The organism is Enterococcus sp. FR204 (assembly GCF_031143325.1).
Taxonomy (GTDB): Bacteria; Bacillota; Bacilli; order Lactobacillales; family Enterococcaceae; genus Enterococcus_B; species Enterococcus_B faecium.
The window spans coordinates 1-22,308 of sequence record NZ_JAKZIW010000036.1 but is presented as its reverse complement, the minus strand read 5'-3'; the positions used below and the strand labels follow the sequence as shown (position 1 = coordinate 22,308).

Below are 22,308 nucleotides of genomic sequence, written 5' to 3'. Positions count from 1 at the left end.
CGGAAAGGATAGACGCTAAGCATGTGTGCTAGGTTAATGCTTCGGCAACCATGCAAGGTTCGATTCCTTGCCAATGACTTTAGTTTACGGTAATCCATAACTGCCTGTCAGTAAAACCGTACAGAGGTATAACTGCATCTCATTGTTGAGATGTAGTTTTTACATATTAGATCACTCTTTGAGTGGTCTTTTTATTTTGAAAGGAGTTTTATCTATGAATGATTTTCATGAGGCAATGCTTATGGCGAATGTCCCAACGAATATGGGAGATGTCTATAAGAAAGCAATAGAAGCAGAGAACAGTCCTACTGGTTTACGAAACAATTGGAACGGCACCTATGCAAATGTGCAAGTAGATAAAGATAATCGTGGGATAGCAATGGATGTGTTGGTTATTTCTTTATTATCCCACACTTTACCCAATTTGCAGGAAACTGTTGAATGGTATGAACGAATGGGTGCAAAAGTAATTAGCACAAATTACAAAGGAGAGAATCAAAATGGCAATGATCAAAATTAGAACATCCATCACAGGAACAGAGTATTGGGATTCAGAAAAGAAAAAGACTGTCGTAGTTCCGAAAGGTCAAGAACCTGATTTTGAAGCAACGGAAGAAAAAGGAATATTAAGTGATGGTAAAACGTTTGTGGCTGTTAATGGTGAACTTATTACTAATAGCAGTGAAATTCTTGATAGCGATGGAAACACTGCTGCTGATTTTGATGGAGACGAAGCTACTAATGATCAGTCCACTGAAGATACGGATGAACTGGACAATATGACTGCAAAAGAATTGCGTGCATATGCTAAGAAACATGGTATTGATATTCCTGGTGCTATCCGTGCAAAAGGCGATATCATAAATCTTATTCGTGAAGCAGAATGAAATACTGTCAGTTTGACGGATGCACGAACAAAATAGCAAAGGGGATCTATTGTGCTGAACACAAGCGATCAAGCAAATCACGTAAGAAGAAGCAACAAGCAAAGTCTGTTTATCATCATGAGAACAAACCATTCTATCGAACACAGGCATGGAAGGATATGCGTCAATTTATTTATGAAAGAGAAGGTGGTCACTGTCAGCGATGCGGTCAGTTTATCTTCGGCAAGAGGGCACATGTCCATCACATTGTACCCATCAAAGACAATGAACTGCTTAAGCTTGATCCAAACAATCTCATGCTTTTATGTTCAAAATGTCATCCAATTGTTGAAAACGAAACAGAAGACAAAAAAGTTTTTCCTTCGTATTTTAATTAACCCCCCCTATCCATTTTCAAAATTTTTTCGCGTGGGGAGATAGGGTAGCGGGGAGTCACGCGCATCGTTAGGTCAAATTTTTCAAAAAACAAAGGGGGGTGTATAAAAATATGACGACTAAAGTGCAACGTAAAGCGATTGTTGATGAAAAAGTAAGTGCTGAAAAAGCTCGTATTTTAAAAATAATGAATTTGTCTGATTTGTACACCATCACTCTTGATCCATTAATCGAATCATATTTGGATATTTTTGAAATTTACCAACACAAATATCTTTTGTGGAAGGAAAAAGGTTTTCCGGAGACGCAAAAATTCACGAATAAATCAGGGGCCACTAATCAATCGAAGCATCCATTGGCGCAGCAAGTAGAAACTTGGGCAGATAAAAAAATGAAAGCTCTAGATTTGTTGGGGCTAACGAATAAGGCTAAAACTGGTAGACAAATAACTGGCGGATCGACTGCAAGAAAAGATGAAGAAATTACACGTCCAGAAGAAAAGCCAGTAGATGAACTAGCAGCGCACAGAAACAAATGGCGTAAGAAGGCAGGTACTGAAAAATGATCGAACCTGGTGTAAATTATGCCGATTTATTTGCAAAAGAAGTAAGAAAGAAACCTGGGAAATATCCTAAAACTGTTCGTTTGGCAGTGGATCGTTGGTATCGGTGGAAAAAACGTAAAGATATTTGGTTTGATGTAGATCGTGCGAATGAAATGATGGACTGGGTTGAGTCGTTTATTGTTCACACAAAAGGTGAGATGGTTGGAAAGCCATTCATTTTAGAACCTTGGGAAAAATTTATTTACTCGTGGATGTATGGATGGGTTAAAGAAAATGAAAAAGGGCAAATTGTCCGTGTTACTCGTGAAGCGTATGTCCAAATCCCTAAAAAGAACGGTAAAACATTGATTGCTGTCGGTTCATTAGGCTATGCAATGTATGGAGAAGGTGCTTTGTCAGTCGATTGTTATGCATGCGCTTCTGACTTTGCTCAAGCTCAATATGCTGCCAAACCTTTTGCAGCTACAATATTAAACAATCCAATCCTACTTGAAGGAACTAAAATATTCAAAGGACCAAAGGGAACTGTTTCTAGTATTACTTATGATTATATTCATGAAGATATGGCTTATTCGAATAAATTTATTGTTCAAACGAAGAATATCGATAACATTGAGGGTTCTAATCCATATTTTGTATTGAATGATGAGCTGCATAAGCAAGAGAAAATGGAACAGTATGACAATTTTAAGTCTGCACAAATCTCTTTGCCACAACCATTGATGTTTAATATTTCAACTGCTGGGAAAGGTTCATCGTCTGTTGGAATGCGCGTATATCGTGAAGCAAAAGAAGTGTTGAAACGTGATGATAATGATTCGAACTTTGTTCTAATCTATGAACCAAATAAAAACTATGATTGGACGGATAGAAAAGTTTGGGAAATGTGCAATCCTAACTGGGGAATATCAGTTGATCTTTCCGCCTTGGAGTCAGCGTTTAAAACGGCACAACGTTCAGCACATTCAAAAGCCGAGTTTCTAACGAAGCACTTGGATGTATTTGTAAACGGTGCGGATAATTTCTTTGAACAGGATCAAGTAGAGCCGTGTTTGGTTACTACCCAAGAGCTTGGAAATTTAAGTGGTGAACCTTGTTACATTGGTTTGGATTTATCACGCACACGAGATTTGACCTGTGTGTCTTTAAACTTCCCAACGTGGGATGAAGATGGAAAAGCGGTCCTTAAAGTGAAGCAGCTTTATTTTATTCCCAATGAAGATTTAGAGTTTCGAGAAAAAGAAGATAACGTGCCTTACAGCGATTTAGCTGAACAAGGTTTTGTTGAATTTTGCGATGGTAAAATGATTGATCAAGATCAAATCTTGCAGTACATCGAAGACTGCATGGATTTATACGATATACAACAAGTGAATTATGATCCAGCGATGAGCGACAAACTTGTTGAGAAATTGGAGAACTTAGGATTGGAATGCGTTGAGGTTGCCCAATATCCTAAAGTGTTGAACGCTCCTTTTGATGATGTCGAACGGTTGTTTTATGAGAAACGAATTCAATTTGATAATCCATTGTTCCTTTATTGCACCTTGAACGTTGTAGCAATCACTAACATCAACGGACAAAAAGCGCCAAGTAAACGTCAATCAAAGAAAAAGATTGATGGTTTCGTGGCGTTTTTGTGTGGTCATAAGGAAACGATGAATCAGATGACAGATATTGATTCGGATGAATTAGATGATTACCTTAGTTCCATCTATAGATAAATAGAAAGGCGGTGAGAAATATTGAAATTACGTGATCGGTTATCGAATGCAGTCTATTCCTTTATGGAAAAGCGTGGGTACATCGAGGATATGTTTGGCCACTATACGCGTTACGGTCAAAGATATGTAACAGATTCCTCTATCATGGAATCTTCTGATGTTTATGAATTGGTCCAGGATATCTCAAACCAGGTAGCGTTGTCCTCACCTGTTGTCATAGGTCCAGACGGTAATGAAGTGAAGGACCACCACTTGCTAAAAATTTTGAAGAATCCCAATGATTATTTGACCGGATTCGAATTTACCAAATTGGAAACAAATACCCTACTGATCAATGGTGAGACATTCCCATTAACAGATCGGGACCAGCTTCATTTGGCATACGGTGTAACCACTAAAATCAATGAACGACTTCAAGAAGAATTTGAAATGAATGGACAAAAAATACCTGGTCAAATGATTCGACACATTAAGAACATCGGAACTGATTCATTAAAAGGTGCTGGAATAATTGATCTTGCAAGAAACACTCTGGAAGGCGTTCTGAGCGCTGAAAAAGTTTTGACGGATAAATATACTAAAGGCGGTTTACTTGCGTTCATGCTTAAACTGGACGCCCACATCAATCCAAATAATAGCGCCCAAACGAAAATTGTCAAAGCTATATTGGATCAACTGGAAGGAACGCAAAATGACAGTGATCATTCTGTTAAGATGATTCCTCTGGGAAAAGGATATTCCATCGAGACGTTAAAAAGTCCTGTTGATGACGCGGCTATTTTGAACTATTTAGGTGTTTATAAAAAAGACTTAGGTAAATTTTTAGGAATCAATGTTGATACGTATCAATCGTTGATGAAAACAGACATCGAAAAAGCGATGATGTATCTGCACAACAAAGCAATCAAACCAATATTGAAGAACAAGAGCGAACATTACACCGCTCTTTTTTTTATGCCTAATTCTGGCTATCGAGTGGAATGGAAAATTAACATTTTGGATTTTGTTCCTTACTCAACAAAAACAAATATTGGCTACAACATTGTTCGTACTGGGATTACAAGTCCAGATAATGTGGCAGAAATGCTTGGTTTTCCTAAACAGAACACTCCAGAAACACAAGCTATCTATATTTCAAATGACTTGTCTATGATTGGCCAGAAAAATGCAACAGATGATTCCTTACCAACGAATGATCAAAACTTGAAAGGAGGTGATGGAAATGAAGAAGAAGGAAATTCGCACGATTGACATCACCAACCTTTCAACGCGTTCTGATGAAGAAACTCATACGAGGACCATTAGTGGATATGCTGCTGTATTCAATAGCCCAACACTATTATGGGACGATTTGAGTGAAGTCATTGCACCAGGCGCTTTTGCTAGAACGATTAGTAACTCCGATGTACGTTGCTTATTTAACCACGATTGGTCTAATGTACTAGGGCGAACCAAAAGCGGAACCCTTCGATTGTCAGAAGACGATCATGGTTTGAAATTCGAAGTCGATTTGCCAGACACAACGGTAGCAAGAGACTTGGTTAAATCTATGGAACGCGGAGACATTAATCAATGTAGTTTTGGATTTGTACCAACTGAAGAAACATGGGACTACAATTCAGAACCTATGCTTCGAACAATTAGCGAAGTGGAATTATATGAGGTTTCTATTGTTCCTTTGCCGGCTTATGAAGATACAGAGGCAGCATTAAGAAGTCGTGATGAATTAGAAAAAAACGTCGAAGAAAGAAAAAAATTAATCAAAAAAATTAATCAAGCGCTAGAAGCGTAGGAGGAAAAATACATGGATACAGAATTATTGAAAAAAATGAAGGCGCGTCGTGAACAACGATTGACTGAATTACGTGAAAAAGTTGAATCAGGAGAATTACGCGAAGCTGATTTAGAAGCTATTACAAAAGAAATTGATGCCGTTGTTGATGAATTGAACGGAATCAAAAGTGAACTAAGTGAAGCCGATGGATCAGATGAAGGTTCAGATGCTGACGAAGGAACAGGTGGATCAGACGGCTCGACTGGAAGCGATGAAAATCGTTCAGGTGAAGGTTATGAAGGTGATGAAGGGGACGATGGGGATAACGATGATTCAGAAAATCGTTCTGGAATGATTACTCAACAGCAACGAGATGGCTTACTTGGATCAATTAAGAACGGATTGGAGGCACGTGCAAAAATGACCAATAAACAAAAAGATCAACAACTACGAAAAGCATTTGCTAATTTTGTAGTTGGAAATATTTCTGAAGCAGAAGCTCGAGCTTTAGGGATTGAAGCTGGCAACGGTTCAGTTACTGTCCCAGAAGTAATTGCATCTGAAGTTATTACTTATGCTCAAGAAGAAAATTTACTTCGTAAATACGGAACAGTGGTGCGAACATCAGGAGATGTCAAATATCCAATTCTTGTGAAGAAAGCAGATGCGAATGTAAACAAGAAAGAGCGTTCAACTGATATTGCTGAAACAGCTATTCAGTTTGATGAAATTTTGCTTGATCCTGCCGAATTCGATGCTTTGGCAACAGTAACTAAAAAATTACTAAAAATGTCTGGTGTTCCAGTTGAAGATATTGTTGTGGAAGAATTGAAAAAAGCTTATGTGCGTAAAGAAATCAATTATATGTTCAATGGTGATGACACTGGAAATGAAAATCCTGGTGCATTAGCCAAAAAGGCTGTAGCATTTGAAAAACCTTTAGATCTAACTGCTGCAGGTGCTGGGCAAAAATTATATGATGCATTAATCGAATTTAAAAATACACCAGTGACAGAAGTGATGAAAAAGGGACGCTTTATTATTAATCGAGCTGCTTTGACTGCTATTGAAAAAATGAAAACAGATGATGGATTTCCTTTGTTGCGTCCATTTACACAAGCAGAAGGTGGAATAGGTTACCAATTAGTTGGCTATCCTGTGGATTGGACAGATGCAGCAGATAAAAAGGGTAAACCAGACACACCAGTTTTATATTTTGGCGATTTTTCTGCATTTAAAATTCAAGAAGTTATTGGTGCCTTGGAAATTCAAAAACTTGTTGAAAAATTCTCTGGTAAAAATCAAATTGGATTCCAAATTTACAACTTGCTAGATGGTCAATTGGTTTATTCTCCATTTGAACCGGCAGTATATCGCTACGAAATTACAAAACCAGTTGGTGGTTAAGATGGAAGAGCAAACTAAAGAATTGTCTTTAGAGGAAAAATTCAAATCACATATTCATTTTGAAGAGGGCATGGATGATTCTTTGCTCTCTTTTTATTTAAATATGGCAAAAGATTATGTCAAAACAGCAACTGGTGGCCAACAAGAATATCTTATTTTGATGGTTGCCGGCATTGCCTACGAATACCGAGTATCTGAAGATGAGTTAGACAAAGCTTTGAGCGCTATTACGCCATTTATTGTACAAGGAGTGATTCAAAATGCCGAAACGACAGACCAATAATCTGCGATGGAAAGCTGAATTGCTAGAAATCAAAACAGGAACAGATGAGAACGATCGTCCAACTACGGTTTATGAATCCAAGCGTCTAATATTCTATGAAGAACTCGGTGTGACTTCTCAAGAAAAATATTTATCACAGCAAGCCAAGACAGACGTTGTCAGACGAATTAAAGTCAGATGGGATAAATCCATCACAGAGAAATTAAGTGCGCTCAAAATTGATTCTGTAACGTATAACATTACTCGCATTTATACGAATCCTGATACAAGAGAAATGGAGTTGAGTTTAGCTTATGTCGATTAGCTTTGATGAATTGAAAACAGCGCTGAAATCAACAAAGTTGCCAGTGTTCAGAGATAAAGCCAGATTAGGGACGATGTATCCATACATCGTGTACTCAAATGTGAGTAACAGTAAAAAAATGGCATCCGGTAAAGTCTATAAAAAATTACCGTATTATCAAATTTCTTTTTTCACACTTGGAACAGAACAGGATTTAGCTGTTATTGAAGAAGCGTTACAAAATGCTGGTATTCCATATTCAGATTTTACAGGTATACAAGGTGATGAGAACGACGATACCGTAACCAACTATTACACATATGTGAGGTGTATGGAAAATGCCAAGTAATAAGAATGGTTTTTCTGAAATATCGGATTATTTAGGGAATCTTTCTAGAGTTGATCCAAAAAAATTATCATTGGAATCTTTAGAAGAAGCTGCAAAGTTTTACCTAGAGCAGTTGCTTCCTAATATTCCTAAGTCCCTGCTTAAAAAGAAGCATATGAGCGAACAAATAAAAGTTGTTGTTGAAGAAGACCGAGTGAAAGTCCAGTTTGAAGAGACTGCTTTTTACTGGCGCTTTACCGAAAATGGTACGACAAAACAAAAAGCACAACACTTTGCAAGCGGTACGTATGAACAAAATAAAGAAAAAATCGAAGAGATCATGACGAAGAAAATACTTGATTTATGGGAAGGATGATTTTAATTGGGAAAGCAAGATACTTTTTATTTTGAAGGATTGGACGACATTTTAATCGCGATGATGGCAACGCCAGATTCTGTTGGAACTGCTCCGACTTATAGTGAAGTTGTCCGGTTGCCTATCGCTACAAAAATTGGAGTCAAAGGCAATGGTACAGCGTTGGAAAAATGGGCATCAAGCAAAATGTTCCGACGCGTGTCCCGAGAAACAAAACATGAAATTGCGTTGGATCATGTAGGTATTCCAATTGCGGTAATGGATGAAATCAAAGGGATGATTGCAAAAAGCGGAGTAACATTTAGTAAAAATACCGCACGAGAATTTCCTTACCTTGCATTTGGATTCATTGGAAATATTGAAGGCGGAGGTAAAAAAGCTGTATGGTATCCAAACACGCAACTATCTAATGTAATTGATGAAGAATACGCTACTGCTGAAGATGAAACAAAAATCGATGATGTAACTGCAAACTTTGTTTCTACAGGACTGAAATACAATAATGTGATGTATGCAAGTTTTGATTCGAATCGTGAAGAAGCGACAATGGATTTATTTGAAAAATTCATTGCTCAACCTGTATACGATGAAGAACAGTGGAAAACATTGGCTAAAGTTGGAGGTGGCAAATAATGGCCAGACTTGCCGATTATGGGATTCATGTTGATGATTTAAAGAATTCTGCTGTTGTCATTATTCAAGGCGCAGAATTCCCTATTTCATTTACTATGCAAACGATGGAATTTATAGCAGATGTGTATGGTGGAGATTATTCGCAATTTGAATCTGATATGAATGCCATGCTATCTAAAAAAGAAGGACAAATTTCTTCTGCTAACTTATCGCCTAGTGATCTAAAAATCATGCGTGCCTTGATTTATGCCATGCTGCGTACTGGTGGTTTAGAGGAAGATCCAGAAACTATTTTCAAATTTTTGGGAATGAGTGGAGAGGTGTTGTCTGCTTATAGTACCTGTATGGAAATTTTTGCTAGCCAGACATTTCAGGTGGAAGACCTAAAAAAATCCAAGAAGCCACAAGACTTTCAAAAAACGCAAGCAAAAAGAAAGGTAAACAAAAAGAATCGGAAGAGATAGGAACTCCTTGGAGTTTTTATATTTACGTTGCTCTCACTCTATTGAATTGGAGTGAGAGTTTCTTTTTGAAGTCTACACCTAACTTGTGGCTCAAATCTTATTTACAGTGGTTACAACAAAACACCGATTTTGAACCACCTCAATCTGTAACTATGGATAAATCGCCTTGGTGGTAGAAAGGAGCGCTAAGATAAATGGCTGGTAAAGAATCTGATGTCGTTCTTAATTTTAAAACGAATGGCGAAGTCAGTTATTCGAAAACAATCAAAGAAATCAACAAAGAAATGAACTTAGCTGCTGCCGAGTATAAAAACCAAGTGTCCGCAATGGATAAGGATGCAACACAAACTGAAAAATTACGAGCGGCTAAACAAAAATTAGAAAAGCAATTAGGGTTAGCTGAACAACGATCTCAAATGCTGAGAGAGGAATATGAAAAATCTGTCAAAGAAACCGGCGAATATTCTGCTGAATCAGAAAAATTATATAAGCAATTGCTTAATTCGGAAACTGGAGAAAATAAGCTTCGTACAGCATTGGAACAGACAAACGATGCATTAAAAGAACAAGGTGACGTTTCTGTTGATACAGCAAAAAAACTCCAGAAAATCGAAGAAACAGGTGAGAAAGTAAAAGGCGTTGGTGAAAAAATGTCTGTCGGTGTGACGGCGCCGATTGTAGCAGCAGGTGCAGCTGGTTTAGCCGCATTCTCAGAAGTTGATGAAGCTATGGACACTATTATACAAAAGACAGGCGCAACAGGCGATGTTGCTGATCGTTTATCTACCTCATTTGAAAACGTTGGCTCAAATACTCACTTAGAACTACAAACAGTCGGAGAAGCGATTGGTGAAGTCAATACTCAATTTGGGTTCATGGATAAGAAACTGGAAGATTCGACAGATTACCTATTGAAATATGCTGATATCAATAATACTGATGTCTCTCAAGCAGCAATTTATGCTAGACAATCGATCGAAGCTTATGAACTATCCTACGATGATTTAAACGATGTATTAGATGTTACTACCAAAACTTCCCAGAACACAGGACAATCAGTTGATGACCTTATGAAGAAGGCGATTGATGGTGCACCTCAAATCAAACAATTAGGATTGAGTTTCGATGAAGGGGTGACCTTAATTGGTAAATTTGAGCAAGCTGGGGTTGATTCAAGCACAATGTTAAGCAAGATGTCTAAAGCTTCAGTTGTTTATGCCAAAGACAATCTATCGTTACAAGACGGATTAAAGGGAACAATCGATTCAATACTGAATGCAAAAGATGAAACAGAAGCGCTGAGAATTGCTAATGAAGTATTTGGAAAAGGGTCAGATAAAATGGTTGACGCAATCAAACGAGGAACGTTCACCTTGGATGATTTAGCAAAAGTAGCCAAAGAAAGCGGCGGTACAGTGGCTGATACATTTGCAGAAACGGAAGATCCTATTGACGCTGCTAATCGTGCGATGAATAATGCGAAGTTTGCTTTAGCAGACGTCGGCGAATCCGTCCAAATCAGCTTATTGCCTTTCTTTGAAATGGCGATCGATGCTTTGAAGAGTTTTAAAGGTTGGTGGGATTCTCTGGATCAAGGCACTAAGAACTGGATTATTACACTCGCTGGTATAGCTGCAGTAATCGGACCAGCTTTGGTTGTCATAGGAACGCTTATGAGTTCCGTTACTAAGATCACCGCCGGGGTTAAAGATCTGGCCACTGTGTGGAGTGGGCTAGGCAAATTATTCGGATTATCTGGTGGCTGGTTTGCTGTAGCTGTAATAGCAATAGCCGCATTAGTCGCTGGGCTAGTTTGGGCTTATAACAATGTTGAATGGTTTAGGAACGGTGTGAATGCATTCTTCCAAGGTGTTTCAGATGTAGCGGTAGAAGTATTTAATTTTATGGGCGGATACATTAGCAATATTTTTGGAGGAATCATACAAATTTTCCAAAACTTTTTCGATGCAGGCAAGAGAATTTTTACCGGATTTATAGATTTTATAACCGGCATATTTACAGGTGATTGGGAACGAGCTTGGAACGGCGTTGTAAACATTTTCGGTGGTATCTTTGATGGAATTGCAGCCATGGCAAAAGCACCTTTTAATGGAATGATTGGATTAATTAATGCTTTTCTAGGTGGTCTTAATAACATTAAAATTCCGAAATGGGTTCCTGGCGTAGGCGGAAAAAGCTTTAGCATTTCCACTTTGCCTTATTTGGCAGATGGCGGGCATGTATTGAATGGCCAAGCGATCGTTGGTGAAGCTGGACCAGAATTGCTTACGAACAAAAACGGTAAGACAACTGTTACTCCGTTATCAGACGAAGAAAAACGCAAAGGCATTGGCGGCAAAGTACAGCCTTCCAAAGTGGAACAGCATATCCACATTGGCAAAGTCGATGCAAACAATCCATCTGAGTTAGATCGTATGAATCGTAAATTTGCTAAAGCAAACCAACAGGCTATTTATGATTTGGGGGGTGTTCCTATTTGAGTCGACAATTTATGAATCCAGATGAACCAAATTTTATTTGGAAAAATCGGAATGCAGTAATTGATATGGATTGCATCATTGAGGCAGAGCTTCCAGATATTATGCCGAACAAGCGATACGAAACTTACACGATTCAGGGCCGAAGCGGAGAATTGACGGAGACGTTTGATGACTATGAACCTTTTGATTTAGAAATAGAAGAGATCACTATCCCACATTCCAAACTGAGGGAAGTCAAAAGATGGCTTACTGGTAAAAGCCAATTAATCACTCATAATGATCCAGACAAGTATCTAGATGCTATCTGCAGCATGGATAAAGAAGTCCCATTCGAAAACGAGTGGGGCTTCTTTTATACATTCGATGTTACTTTTCGTTGCCAACCATTAAAAAAGAAATTGAACGAACAACCGATAATTATCACAGAATCAAGAGAAGATATTTTCGATCCTGGAGACGAAGTAGCAAAACCCTATTTTGAAATTGTGTCCGAAGGCGGTCATTTGTCGCTAACGATTGGTACAAAAACTTTGCTTGTAGAGAATACACTAGCCGGGGTCGTGAAGATAGATACTGAGCTAGGAAAGGCAATTCAAGAAGACGCCCCATTGTTTACTCGTGGAGATTGGCCAACGCTTAATCCTGGTAAAAATCAATTAATCATATCTGGAAAATACAAAGAAATAAAAGTCTGGAATAGGAGTGTGTATCTGTGACGCAAGAATTTATTTATGCTTATAAAAAAATGCCAGATGATTTGAGCGTGAACGGAGCGTCGTTAGTTGACTGGGAAGATTTGCCAGAAATCAATCGTGTGTTGAATGGCCAATATCGTTTTTATGGTAACTATTCAAGAAGCGGACAGTATCGGTCTTACTTAAAAAAAGGAAATTTCATAAAAGCGAAGGTGCCAGATGGTTCGTGGCAATATTTTGAAATTTATAATGTCAAAAAGAATTTGACCTCCGTTTCTGTAACAGCTCGGCATATTGGTTTTATGGCCAATAAGAACTTTATTGTCAAGTCGTTTACGGATAACGGCAATGGGTCTCAGATCATGACCAATCTTAAAAACAGTTTGGCATTTGATCAAAAATTTAACTATCTTTCGAATGTAGGGACAACGCACCAATTTACAGCAAGACAAGTCGCGCCAATTGAAGCAATCATTGGTTCAAACAACGGTAATCAAAATTTGACTGGCGTGACTAGCGCGGAACTTGATATGGATAACTATGATTTGAAACTGGTAAAACAGATTGGATCAGATAATGGTTTTCGGATTGATTTTGGCATCAATTTAGAAGCAATCGAAGAAGAAATTGATGAAGAATCAATTGTCAATAGTCTGTATTTGATTGGCGGAGTTCCTGATAACGATTATGACGAAGACAAAGAGCCTATTGAATATGGATATTTAGAAACTGATGGTGTGACTAACGAAAACAGACGCATTGGAAAACGAGAAAATGGCGACTGCAAAACAGTTGATGAATTGATTAAATGGGGTAAAACCTTATTTGATAATGATCGTATTCACGAACCAAAAGCAACTCACACAGTTAGTATGGTCGCGCTAGAGCATACGCTCGAATACGGTGACATGTATCAAGAGTTAGCAGCTTTACATTTTGGTGATGTCGCTCATGTGAGGGCGAAAGAACTAGATATCGAGATAAAAGAGCGCATGGTCGAATACACTTATTTCCCGACACTCGGAAAATACAAAGATTTTGTTTTGGGTAATGACTTATCTCTTTATACCTCGACAGTAAACACGCAGACGCAAGAACTAAAAAAGAAAATCGACAACCGAACTGAAACATTAGTTCAAAATGTGTTGAACGCAACGGCATGGATCACCGGCAATTCCGGCGGACATGTCGTTTTTCGTCCAGAAAAAGCTCCATCAGAGATTCTTATCATGGATACTCCAAATGTAGCGAATGCGAAGCGTGTGTGGCGCTGGAATTTAAACGGTCTAGGATATTCAGATAATGGAGTAAATGGTCCCTTTGGTATTGCAATGACTTCTAAAGGAGAGATCGTTGCTGATTTTATTAAAGTCGGCACAATCAACGCAGAAGTATTTGAAACTTCATTTAATGCTTATGGTGATGTTCTGAAACTTGTTAAAGGCACACTTCAAATCTGGAAAGAAAATAAAAAAATCATGGAAATCACAAAAAAAGGAATGGAGTTCTGGAATACTAAGGAATCAATTGGAACTATTGGAACAACCGATTCTGCGGGCAACCCTTTTCCAGGCGCATCTACTCCTACGCCGTTAGAAGACAATTCGTTGGTAATACGTACAAATGGCGACGGAAAGTATATTTTGATTTCTCCAGCAGTAGGAAAGGGATTTGTCCTTTTAGGAAACGGAAAAGCAACTTATTTTGGTGACTTGGATGTTCAAGGAACTTTCACGGTGAAAGGGAAAGAAATTGATGGTGGTAACTCAGGCGGAAATGACAACGGTTGGAATGGACAATATCCGCCAGAAGTAACTACTGACAGGGATAAACGTTATTGGCAGATCTGGAAAATGGCAATAGGTGCTGGCTTTACTAAACAAGCTGCTGCAGCCTTACTTGGAAATGCTCAAGGAGAATCAGATGCTAATCCAACCGCTGATGAGGGCAATGGCGCACCAGGATTCGGATATGGTATATGGCAATGGACGGATTCCACAGGTGCAACTAGCGGACGTGTCTATATGCTCAACTTAATGACAAAGGCTGGCATCAGTGATGATCCAGACACGATCACGGCGCAGTTCAAATTGTTGATGTGGCATGCACCGAACGGTCAATGGCTTGTTACTAGCGCTTATCCTTACACATGGACACAATTCATGAATCTAACCGATATCAACACAGCAGCACAAGCATTCGTGGCTAACTTTGAACGTCCACGTGATCCACATCCAGAACGGACGACATGGGCACAAGAATGGTACGACAAATTCAAAGATTTGGAAATTCCTGCATCAAAAGGATATATAAAACCAATTGCAGATCCAATCAGAGTGACGAGTGAATTTGGCTGGCGCACTTCTCCAATTACAGGCGCACAAGAATTTCATAACGGTATTGACCTTGTAAATGGAAATCCTAATACACCTATTTTTGCATCAGCAGATGGCGAAGTGATTGTTGCAGGTGATGCAAATTACTTTGACTGGTATGGAAATTGGACAGTGATTAAACACGCTGATGGAATGTATACAGGCTACGCACATCAAAGCCGAGTAGACGTCTCAAAAGGTCAGAAGGTAACTGCTGGTCAGCAAATTGGACTGATGGGCACTACTGGACCATCAACAGGAGAACATTTACATTTTCAATTTATGGATGAGTTTTATCCATCATCGGCAGCACATTTTCATAATGCAAGAGATTATATTAGTTTTTGATAAGGAGGAATAGTCGTGGCAGAAACGCAGCATAAAATGGTCCTATCCACCACCGAACCAAATAACGGAATAAATTTGGTTCGAATTCGGCAAGGGGATGTTTTAACGCAAAAGTTCGTTGTTGAAGTGGTGGAACATGGCAAACTAAAAACATTCGATGGCCTAGTGCCATTTTTTATTAATACAACAAAATTTGGCGAAAACCAACCTGTTGAACAAAAAGTACAGGAATACAGTCCAGCACAGGCAAGGCTTGTTTACACGTTAAGCGAGCCTGACTGGCAATGGGGTGGTGAAAACACCGCCCATTTCAGTTTCCGATCACTTAATGGTGATGGAACTTGGAGTGAACAATTTAGCACACAGGATTTTACCTATCGAGTCATTTCTGGAATATCTAAAAGCCAGTTACGTGATTCTGGCTATGTGTGGACCTTTGAGGATTTGCTAAGAAAATTCAAAGATTACATGGATCAGGGCAAAAATGACTGGGAGCAGTGGTTAGAAGATAATCGTGAAATACTGGAAAATATCGATCCAGGTGGTACGATTATCAACATTTTGAATGAAGCAAAAGGAGATTATGACAGTTTAGCCGCTCGCTTAGACGATATTCAAAATAAAACATTCAATGTTCCTAAAGGTGCAGAACAAGTGCCAATCAAAAGAGACAAACTTTTCTACGACAGAGGAGCGTATAACTACGTTCGCCCTACTAACTTAGACACAGTGATCGCGCAAGCGGATAAAACTAAGTTTAACATGGGATTCATGACGGATATCCATGTCGATTCACACGAGCAATTCTTAGATCACTTCGACCAGAAAGACAAAACAGAACGTCGTTGGAGCATTGTCGGACAATTCAGGACGCTAGAAACCTTTGCGGACGCGATGGTGTACGGCGGGGATAATATCGACGGATACAGTGGAGGAACAGCGTCGGGTATTTACCCTTATACCGAACAAGAAAGACGCGCGAAGAACTTACACGTGTTGAAACGCTTTGCTAGCGTAGCGACAGCAGGCGCAGAAGTTCCGATCATTCTTTGCCGTGGTAACCATGAAACAGGTAAAATCCCATACGCAAATGACGGACGTTCGCGGCTTGATTCGTTGACAGGTTCGGATATTGCCGTAGCATATGATAGCCGTTACGGTCCTACTTTGTTCCCTAGTAAAAAAGTTGCAATTTATCGTATTGACACCGACGATTTCGAAGACGCTACGAACTCGCAAGGAAAATTCATCGAGTTTTCTGGATATTACAATGGCGCTGAGTTCCCTCATGGAAAACTAGGACAAAACCAATTGCATGCCTTTGGACAATGGTTAGAACAACTTGACAGAAGCTATCACGTTGTAATCGTAGGACATGTGCCTATGGAAAGAGAAAACGACGTAGCAAACGTGACGAAACTAGGAACCTTACTAGACGGCTTCAAACAAGGAGCAAGCGTGACAATCGACTACAATTCTATGCAAGGATACAATCCGAACCCAATAGGGCAAAAGACTTACAACTTCGCAACAAAAGGACGCGGAACAGTTGCGGCAATCTTTGCGGGGCATTGGCACTATGAAACAGTGAAATATCTAGGTACAACGCAAATCATTGTAGGAACAAAAGCCTTCCCTTCCGAAGAGGAATACAACACAGCGAATGAAGCGGGGTTCGCAAACGTACAAATTGATACAGCAAAACGTACGATCAAAGTACAAGGTGTGGGCCACTACACTAACCGCAATTTCACGTATTAGGAGGTTTAATCAGTGGAAAAAGAAGTTAAAAAATTGCAAGAATCTGTCAAATGGATTTTACAACAATTGGAAATTCATTTCGACGGCACACCACAGCAAGCACACGTGGACGCTACACCGTTAAATGCCGGTTTTTGTACGCCAGAAATTGCGATGAATGCGCGTGGCATTGCTTTGAAGGATAATGAGCTAGGCTGGAAGTATACTAACGTGTACGACGTTCCACCGGGCTTTTATGCCACCACTAACCAATGGTATAAAAACGGACAGATAACGATGTTCGGCGATGGTTCGCTCATGCTACTAGGCGTCATGCAAGAACACAACGAGCGTAAATTGATTTGGGCTTCGGACGGTTACGGCGGAAACATCTACATCGCGCGCACGCATGGTAAGGACGGCGGCTACAATAGCCCGGGTTTCCGTAAAGTCATGACAACCTTCGAACTATTCAAAGGTGAAAAGCACGGCGTAGGTACAACGATCGACTTAAACGATAGTATGAAACATTACACTTCCGTTCGTATTCACATTCAAGGTTGGGGCGGTCAGGTGTACGAAGCAAACAACGTGACTAGGCCAGTTGTCATGTTCACTAACTTATACGACGACGCAGGCGGTATGGAAATGTATGAGTTGAAATTAGAACGTGTGACGGATACAAGCTATAAAATCGTGCGTTCTGCGCAAGTAGCGATCACTGAAAAAATGAACTACCACAAAAACACAAACGTAGAAATCCAAATTGTCAGAATAGAGGGTGTGAAATAATGGCGCATATCATTAAAAAAGGGCCTATCAAAGTACCTACACAACCTAAAGACTTTGATTTGCAAGCAACGGGCCTTGTGTTTAAATCATACGATAACCAAATAGCGCTAGAGTTTAACGTCTTACAACAAGACGGCGCGCCGGCGGACTTGTTAGGCGCTAACTTGCGTTTATTGATGTTTATCTATGACGAAGTAGATGGGGCAATTAAGAAAGAGCCAATCCCTTTTATCACGAAAAACCTCATTACTGAAAGCTTCTTAAACGGACACGTCGTATATATCTTGCCAGAAGCGATGAAAGCTTATAACGGTATGGTGGAAGCTTATGTTTACATCGAGTATCCAGACGGATCAACAAGTGATAACTTAGGCTTCACCTTCCGTATGAAGCGTTCAACAATCGACGGACTAGCGCAAGATAAAGCAGACTACTTTATTGCAGACTTTCAACAATTACTTGATGGAGTCAAACAAGAAGCAACAGATGCAGTAAATGAGGTACTTGAGCATGCCAATCAAAAGATTACGGAGTACGATCAGAAATTTCAACAGACAGCGCAGAATATCGCTACGCTAGATCAAAATTTCACCGAGTTGAGAAACGACATGAAGCTGTCCGAGGCTTGGGCGTGGAGTAAGGATGGGACTGATAGGTTTACAACTGTTTACCCCGGGGAGAACTATGTATTAAAATCAAAAGAACCATATACCGCTACTGGTAACGGGGAAAGTAATCAATATCCAGCATCAATCAAGAATATTCCGTTTAACCCAGATATTCTTGGCAAACAAGCAACAATCCAATACAAATTGACTATCTCCAATTATGTATCAGGGGATACTGTGGATTTGAAGATGTACCAGGCTGTCGGTGTATGGTCATCACATGGTACTTGGACTGGTATAACTGGAAATGGTACTAAGTTAGTCCAGTGGAAGGGTACGTTACGCCCGCTAAAAGAAGGCGGAAGACCTAAAATCGATTTCTTTACAAACTTAAAAGCCGATATCAAAATCGAAGAACTGCGAATTAACGAGGGTACAGAGTATCAAATTTACACTCCCGCACCATCAGAAGACCCACTAAACGCCTACCCGCAATACCGAGGGTTAGCCTTACTTCCGAGTGACCTTCCTGACGACTACAGCTGGGATATCACTCCTGAATATACTGAAAAAGGCTTGAATGATACGGTTAGTTTGACCGAGCCACAATCCATTGATGGAACTAAGAACTTTTTAGAAACCCCTCTAGTTAATGGAAAAAATGTACTGGTAGAAGAAAAGCCGTTACCTTATGAAGCGTGGCATTCAACAGGAACTGAACTACCTGGAACTCCTAATAAAGCTCGGTTAATTATTGGACCAGTAGCAACCACCATTGGAGCAAAATTGAATCGATCTATGAAGGAGAATCCGTTGACTTGGAATTATGGAAAATGGCAAGCAACAGCTAATCGAGATTGTACTTTGTTAGTAGAAGGGTTAGTTAGATGTCAGTTTGGCGGATCAACAGCTGGCCAGTATGGTTATATTACTTTTTATAAAGACGATGCCCAAACTAGTCCTATTGGTTTCGCAGGTGGTGTTGGTACAAATGGAACTGCATTGCAATGGAAGCATGGGCTTCACTTTAGTAGAATTTTCGCGTTGAAAAAAGGAGAGTACTTCAATATCACTTTTGAAACTCAGGATGGTAAGAAGTTAGATTTTTCTCAAATAAACACGCTGCACATTATGGAAATAGAATCTTAGATTAAAGGAGTGAAATAAATGAAAAACATTTGGAAATATGGACGTACTGGCGGAGAGTACGCAGGAAAAGTATTGGACGACATGCTTGTATCCGTTCCTTACACGGATCAGCCACCGCTTGAAGGGATTCGTGCTGATGGCGAACCGCTAACGATCGCTGATCAGATGTTTGATCCTAAACTGAACCAATGGATTGTTTTAGCGAACGCGTTAGATCACAACGATTTAAACAATCTCAAAGCAATGTATGAGTCGTTAGAAAATGAGAACGGCGATTTAAAACAGATCAATGCCAAACTCATGCTAAGCGATGTAGCAATTAAACAGGAAAATACTGCATTGAAAGAAAAAGCGGATGGTTTAGCACAAATCAATTCAAAAATGATGCTTGCTTCGTTCCAAAATAGCAAAGACATTTCAGAAATTAAAGAGCAACTAAATCCAGCTTCAAAGGGAGGTGAGTAGTATGTTTAGTTTTAGCGATGTGAAAATGATGTATGATTGGGGCTGTTTTACTGACGATCAAGTTCGACTATTCGTTCCACTATGCATTACAGACGAAGAAGCAGATAAAATCATTAGCAAAGAAGAGAGCGCATCTTAATTGATGCGTTTTTTTGTTGGAAAGTTGGTGGAACATGAAAGAAGAAGCGCTCCAAGACGTTGTGGAGAGATTAGTAAGAATTGAAACAAAATTAGACAACTACGAATCACTTAGAGAAAAGGCTGATAGTGCAAAACATTTGGCAGATAAAGCCTATTCAGTAGCACTAAACAATGTAGAAGACATCAAGGAAATGAAAAACAATAATAAATGGGCTTGGGGCTATATGATTGGCTTAGGCATTACAATCATTGGCTATTTCCTGACTAAACTATAAAGGAAGCGAAAAAAATGATTTTACCCGATAAGTATTATCAAGTCATTAAATGGACGGTTTTAACAGTATTACCAGCTGCATCTGCTTTAGTAGCCATGTTAGGGAAAGCGTATGGATGGAATGGAACAGATATGACAGTTCTGACTATCAATGCAGCAGCAACATTTTTAGGCGTTATCACTGGTGTGTCGGCTTATAATTTGAAAAAATAGGAGGAAACAAATGAAAAAGAAAATTAATATTACTGTGATGAGCCTATTAACGGCTCTTTTTTTATTGCCAATTAATGGGTTTGCCTATACGATTAACAATGAATTTAATTTGGGCCCAAACGAAGGTAGCTCTCAAGTAGCAAATAACCAATATATTCTATTGCATGAAACAGCAAACGAAACAGCAACAGGACGCAATGAAGCACAGTATATGCAACGTTCATGGACTAGTGCTTACACTGCTTACATTGTGGGAGACGGCGGAATTGTTTATCAAGTCGGACAACCTGGCTATGTACAGTACGGTGCTGGTTCGTATGCTAATGCTAACAGTCCTGTGCAGATTGAGTTACAACACACACATGATAAAGCAACGTTTGAGAAAAACTACAAGGCATACGTTGAATTGGCTAGAGATTCAGCAATAAAATATGGTATTCCATTAACATTGGACACGCCTTATAACCAACCAGGAATCAAATCGCATTTATGGGTAACGCAAAATATTTGGGGCGATCATACAGATCCTTACGGTTATCTTTCTGAAATGGGCGTAAGTAAAGAAAAATTAGCATATGATTTAGCTCATGGATTTACCGATGAAAATCCAACTACTTCGGAGGATAAACCAGTCATTGATCCAACTAGAGCAGGTGCAGCAAATTCTACACTGACAGATGGAACAAATTATGCCCACATTGATCAGTTCGGAGAAATCGAAAACGCAAACTTGCATGTGGCTGGATGGCACATCGCTAACTATAAATACGAGTATATTTTCATTATGGACTACAATACTGGGAAAGAATTAGCTCGAGTAAAAGCTGATGGAATTTATAGACCAGATGTAAACCAAGCTTATAATACTTCTGGAAATGTTGGTTATCATGTATCTTTCAATATGCGTAATTTTCCTAATAAGAAAGTCTATGTTATGATGCGGGCAACTAATGATCCAGAAGGAAACACTAAAGGTGGAGCGCAAGATTTCCACGATAAACGGTGGTACTTGAATATTCCACAACGATAAATACAAAAAAATCTCGCTCATTGATCTTGGGCGAGACTTTTTACATATAAAGTAGTGTCTGACTTATTGTTATTTCAGTCTAAATATTCTATACTATTTATTGCAAGTAGATATACGTTTGGTTAAATCCCTTTGCTAGTCTTAGAAAGGGGATGATGCCATGAACGATTGTTTTTTATTGTAAATGTCTATTTATCCCTAGAAAGGATAAATATCTCAATTGGATATTAGTGCATTTTTAAAAAAAGGAACTACGATTACTTTTAGTGGTATCGCAAGTTACTTATTAAAATTGCCGCCGTGGTTGTGTGTATTTCTAAGTTTCCTTGTGTTTACCGCATTTATGTGGCACACATTGCTTAATGCTCCGGAACACTTTTGGAAATCATATGATAAACGCCATACTAAAAAATAAGTATTTCTGATGTGAGTCTTCCTTAATCCATCCGCTCACAGATAGAAAATTGAGAATCTAAACAATAAAAAACCATTGATCTCGGAAATCAATGGCAAGGTTATAGATTCTAGACACTAGAATTCAAGACTAAGCTAGGGATTGAACAGATTGGATATCCGTGCAAGTGCTTGTAGGCCATGTTGACAGCATGGTCTTTTTTTTTTGCTTACAATGTCATTCTATACTACGTAAAAAAAAGCGTCAATAATTTTTTACTACAAAGCTAAGCAAATGAATATTAAATATACTCTATTTTTTCTTTTAAAGTTATGCAATAATAAATATGCCATCACAACAAAAGAATGAAACCCATTATTATCTAGTCTATGTCCATTCTTTTTGTTTGCAGGAGTTGTGATGGTTTCTCGTACCTTTAGCTCAGTTGGTTAGAGCAGACGGCTCATAACCGTCCGGTCGTAGG

At 39.1% G+C, this 22,308-nt stretch carries 25 protein-coding genes; all 25 read left to right on the top strand.

From position 1 onward, the window contains the following. Positions 1 to 214 precede the first annotated feature (214 nt). The 25 genes from RG571_RS08910 (at position 215) to RG571_RS08790 (ending at position 21,430) form a co-directional block, all read left to right on the top strand. On the top strand, positions 215 to 520 hold the full coding sequence (locus RG571_RS08910; protein ID WP_010725700.1) for a hypothetical protein: 306 nt from the start codon (positions 215 to 217) through the stop codon (positions 518 to 520). Further along, entirely contained in the window at positions 501 to 887 is a 387-nt protein-coding gene (locus RG571_RS08905; protein WP_114634697.1) for a Rho termination factor N-terminal domain-containing protein, read from the top strand. Before RG571_RS08910 ends, RG571_RS08905 begins: the two co-directional genes overlap by 20 nt. Then, complete coding sequence (locus RG571_RS08900) at positions 884 to 1,264, top strand: HNH endonuclease (RefSeq protein ID WP_002317992.1); 381 nt, start codon at positions 884 to 886, stop codon at positions 1,262 to 1,264. The genes RG571_RS08905 and RG571_RS08900 overlap by 4 nt, the downstream gene beginning before the upstream one ends. Before the next feature lie 110 nt (positions 1,265 to 1,374). Then, positions 1,375 to 1,827, top strand: coding sequence for a P27 family phage terminase small subunit (locus RG571_RS08895; protein ID WP_069972692.1), 453 nt, complete (start codon positions 1,375 to 1,377; stop codon positions 1,825 to 1,827). After that, positions 1,824 to 3,551, top strand: coding sequence for a terminase large subunit (locus tag RG571_RS08890; protein WP_069314727.1), 1,728 nt, complete (start codon positions 1,824 to 1,826; stop codon positions 3,549 to 3,551). The genes RG571_RS08895 and RG571_RS08890 overlap by 4 nt, the downstream gene beginning before the upstream one ends. A 63-nt stretch (positions 3,552 to 3,614) precedes the next feature. After that, positions 3,615 to 4,802, top strand: coding sequence for a phage portal protein (locus RG571_RS08885; RefSeq protein WP_002353265.1), 1,188 nt, complete (start codon positions 3,615 to 3,617; stop codon positions 4,800 to 4,802). Next, entirely contained in the window at positions 4,774 to 5,343 is a 570-nt protein-coding gene (locus RG571_RS08880) for an HK97 family phage prohead protease (RefSeq protein ID WP_002301329.1), read from the top strand. The genes RG571_RS08885 and RG571_RS08880 overlap by 29 nt, the downstream gene beginning before the upstream one ends. 12 nt (positions 5,344 to 5,355) lie before the next feature. Next, positions 5,356 to 6,732, top strand: a complete 1,377-nt coding sequence (locus RG571_RS08875) for a phage major capsid protein (RefSeq protein WP_192453776.1) — start codon at positions 5,356 to 5,358, stop codon at positions 6,730 to 6,732. Between the two features lies 1 nt (position 6,733). Next, entirely contained in the window at positions 6,734 to 7,015 is a 282-nt protein-coding gene (locus RG571_RS08870) for a head-tail connector protein (protein WP_010725766.1), read from the top strand. Continuing rightward, complete coding sequence (locus RG571_RS08865; protein WP_010725765.1) at positions 6,993 to 7,319, top strand: phage head closure protein; 327 nt, start codon at positions 6,993 to 6,995, stop codon at positions 7,317 to 7,319. The genes RG571_RS08870 and RG571_RS08865 overlap by 23 nt, the downstream gene beginning before the upstream one ends. After that, entirely contained in the window at positions 7,309 to 7,647 is a 339-nt protein-coding gene (locus RG571_RS08860; RefSeq protein ID WP_010725764.1) for a hypothetical protein, read from the top strand. The genes RG571_RS08865 and RG571_RS08860 overlap by 11 nt, the downstream gene beginning before the upstream one ends. Then, positions 7,637 to 8,002 carry an HK97-gp10 family putative phage morphogenesis protein gene (locus RG571_RS08855; protein ID WP_002353260.1) on the top strand — a complete coding sequence of 122 codons (366 nt, stop codon included), beginning with the start codon at positions 7,637 to 7,639 and terminating at the stop codon, positions 8,000 to 8,002. The genes RG571_RS08860 and RG571_RS08855 overlap by 11 nt, the downstream gene beginning before the upstream one ends. Positions 8,003 to 8,008: 6 nt before the next feature. Next, positions 8,009 to 8,635: a major tail protein gene (locus tag RG571_RS08850; RefSeq protein WP_192453777.1), complete on the top strand. Its 627-nt coding sequence runs from the start codon at positions 8,009 to 8,011 to the stop codon at positions 8,633 to 8,635. Further along, on the top strand, positions 8,635 to 9,099 hold the full coding sequence (locus RG571_RS08845; RefSeq protein WP_010725762.1) for a hypothetical protein: 465 nt from the start codon (positions 8,635 to 8,637) through the stop codon (positions 9,097 to 9,099). Before RG571_RS08850 ends, RG571_RS08845 begins: the two co-directional genes overlap by 1 nt. Positions 9,100 to 9,293: 194 nt before the next feature. Then, entirely contained in the window at positions 9,294 to 11,600 is a 2,307-nt protein-coding gene (locus RG571_RS08840; RefSeq protein ID WP_192453778.1) for a phage tail tape measure protein, read from the top strand. Between the two features lie 11 nt (positions 11,601 to 11,611). Next, positions 11,612 to 12,316 carry a phage tail protein gene (locus RG571_RS08835; RefSeq protein WP_308947645.1) on the top strand — a complete coding sequence of 235 codons (705 nt, stop codon included), beginning with the start codon at positions 11,612 to 11,614 and terminating at the stop codon, positions 12,314 to 12,316. Next, positions 12,313 to 15,018, top strand: a complete 2,706-nt coding sequence (locus RG571_RS08830; RefSeq protein ID WP_308947640.1) for a phage tail tip lysozyme — start codon at positions 12,313 to 12,315, stop codon at positions 15,016 to 15,018. Before RG571_RS08835 ends, RG571_RS08830 begins: the two co-directional genes overlap by 4 nt. A gap of 15 nt (positions 15,019 to 15,033) precedes the next feature. Then, positions 15,034 to 16,779 (top strand): BppU family phage baseplate upper protein, encoded by a 1,746-nt coding sequence (locus RG571_RS08825; protein ID WP_308947641.1) that lies wholly within the window; start codon positions 15,034 to 15,036, stop codon positions 16,777 to 16,779. A gap of 12 nt (positions 16,780 to 16,791) precedes the next feature. Further along, the gene (locus tag RG571_RS08820; protein ID WP_308947642.1) at positions 16,792 to 17,550 is read left to right on the top strand and encodes a hypothetical protein; all 759 of its coding nucleotides are present in this window, start codon (positions 16,792 to 16,794) and stop codon (positions 17,548 to 17,550) included. Further along, entirely contained in the window at positions 17,550 to 19,307 is a 1,758-nt protein-coding gene (locus tag RG571_RS08815; protein ID WP_308947643.1) for a BppU family phage baseplate upper protein, read from the top strand. The genes RG571_RS08820 and RG571_RS08815 overlap by 1 nt, the downstream gene beginning before the upstream one ends. Before the next feature lie 18 nt (positions 19,308 to 19,325). Next, positions 19,326 to 19,772 carry a hypothetical protein gene (locus tag RG571_RS08810; RefSeq protein ID WP_258430719.1) on the top strand — a complete coding sequence of 149 codons (447 nt, stop codon included), beginning with the start codon at positions 19,326 to 19,328 and terminating at the stop codon, positions 19,770 to 19,772. Between the two features lies 1 nt (position 19,773). Then, entirely contained in the window at positions 19,774 to 19,911 is a 138-nt protein-coding gene (locus tag RG571_RS08805; protein ID WP_002290625.1) for an XkdX family protein, read from the top strand. A 34-nt stretch (positions 19,912 to 19,945) separates the two neighbouring features. Further along, a complete protein-coding gene (locus RG571_RS08800) occupies positions 19,946 to 20,188 on the top strand; it encodes a hemolysin XhlA family protein (protein ID WP_308947646.1) in 243 nt (80 codons plus the stop codon). Positions 20,189 to 20,202: 14 nt separating this feature from the next. After that, on the top strand, positions 20,203 to 20,400 hold the full coding sequence (locus RG571_RS08795; RefSeq protein ID WP_010726926.1) for a phage holin: 198 nt from the start codon (positions 20,203 to 20,205) through the stop codon (positions 20,398 to 20,400). Between the two features lie 10 nt (positions 20,401 to 20,410). Then, positions 20,411 to 21,430 (top strand): N-acetylmuramoyl-L-alanine amidase, encoded by a 1,020-nt coding sequence (locus tag RG571_RS08790; protein ID WP_142976429.1) that lies wholly within the window; start codon positions 20,411 to 20,413, stop codon positions 21,428 to 21,430. The last annotated feature ends 878 nt before the right edge of the window (positions 21,431 to 22,308 follow it).

Bases quoted from the DNA above. Each gene is read 5' to 3' on its own strand.
- RG571_RS08860 (WP_010725764.1), top strand. From the start codon at position 7,309: ATGTCGATTAGCTTTGATGAATTGAAAACAGCGCTGAAATCAACAAAG.
- RG571_RS08845 (WP_010725762.1), top strand. From the start codon at position 8,635: ATGGCCAGACTTGCCGATTATGGGATTCATGTTGATGATTTAAAGAAT.
- RG571_RS08805 (WP_002290625.1), top strand. From the start codon at position 19,774: ATGTTTAGTTTTAGCGATGTGAAAATGATGTATGATTGGGGCTGTTTT.
- RG571_RS08795 (WP_010726926.1), top strand. From the start codon at position 20,203: ATGATTTTACCCGATAAGTATTATCAAGTCATTAAATGGACGGTTTTA.
- RG571_RS08880 (WP_002301329.1), top strand. From the start codon at position 4,774: ATGAAGAAGAAGGAAATTCGCACGATTGACATCACCAACCTTTCAACG.
- RG571_RS08800 (WP_308947646.1), top strand. From the start codon at position 19,946: ATGAAAGAAGAAGCGCTCCAAGACGTTGTGGAGAGATTAGTAAGAATT.
- RG571_RS08855 (WP_002353260.1), top strand. From the start codon at position 7,637: ATGCCAAGTAATAAGAATGGTTTTTCTGAAATATCGGATTATTTAGGG.
- RG571_RS08865 (WP_010725765.1), top strand. From the start codon at position 6,993: ATGCCGAAACGACAGACCAATAATCTGCGATGGAAAGCTGAATTGCTA.
- RG571_RS08905 (WP_114634697.1), top strand. From the start codon at position 501: ATGGCAATGATCAAAATTAGAACATCCATCACAGGAACAGAGTATTGG.
- RG571_RS08840 (WP_192453778.1), top strand. From the start codon at position 9,294: ATGGCTGGTAAAGAATCTGATGTCGTTCTTAATTTTAAAACGAATGGC.
- RG571_RS08910 (WP_010725700.1), top strand. From the start codon at position 215: ATGAATGATTTTCATGAGGCAATGCTTATGGCGAATGTCCCAACGAAT.
- RG571_RS08810 (WP_258430719.1), top strand. From the start codon at position 19,326: ATGAAAAACATTTGGAAATATGGACGTACTGGCGGAGAGTACGCAGGA.
- RG571_RS08790 (WP_142976429.1), top strand. From the start codon at position 20,411: ATGAAAAAGAAAATTAATATTACTGTGATGAGCCTATTAACGGCTCTT.
- RG571_RS08900 (WP_002317992.1), top strand. From the start codon at position 884: ATGAAATACTGTCAGTTTGACGGATGCACGAACAAAATAGCAAAGGGG.
- RG571_RS08875 (WP_192453776.1), top strand. From the start codon at position 5,356: ATGGATACAGAATTATTGAAAAAAATGAAGGCGCGTCGTGAACAACGA.
- RG571_RS08870 (WP_010725766.1), top strand. From the start codon at position 6,734: ATGGAAGAGCAAACTAAAGAATTGTCTTTAGAGGAAAAATTCAAATCA.
- RG571_RS08885 (WP_002353265.1), top strand. From the start codon at position 3,615: ATGGAAAAGCGTGGGTACATCGAGGATATGTTTGGCCACTATACGCGT.
- RG571_RS08815 (WP_308947643.1), top strand. From the start codon at position 17,550: ATGGCGCATATCATTAAAAAAGGGCCTATCAAAGTACCTACACAACCT.
- RG571_RS08835 (WP_308947645.1), top strand. From the start codon at position 11,612: ATGAATCCAGATGAACCAAATTTTATTTGGAAAAATCGGAATGCAGTA.
- RG571_RS08890 (WP_069314727.1), top strand. From the start codon at position 1,824: ATGATCGAACCTGGTGTAAATTATGCCGATTTATTTGCAAAAGAAGTA.
- RG571_RS08895 (WP_069972692.1), top strand. From the start codon at position 1,375: ATGACGACTAAAGTGCAACGTAAAGCGATTGTTGATGAAAAAGTAAGT.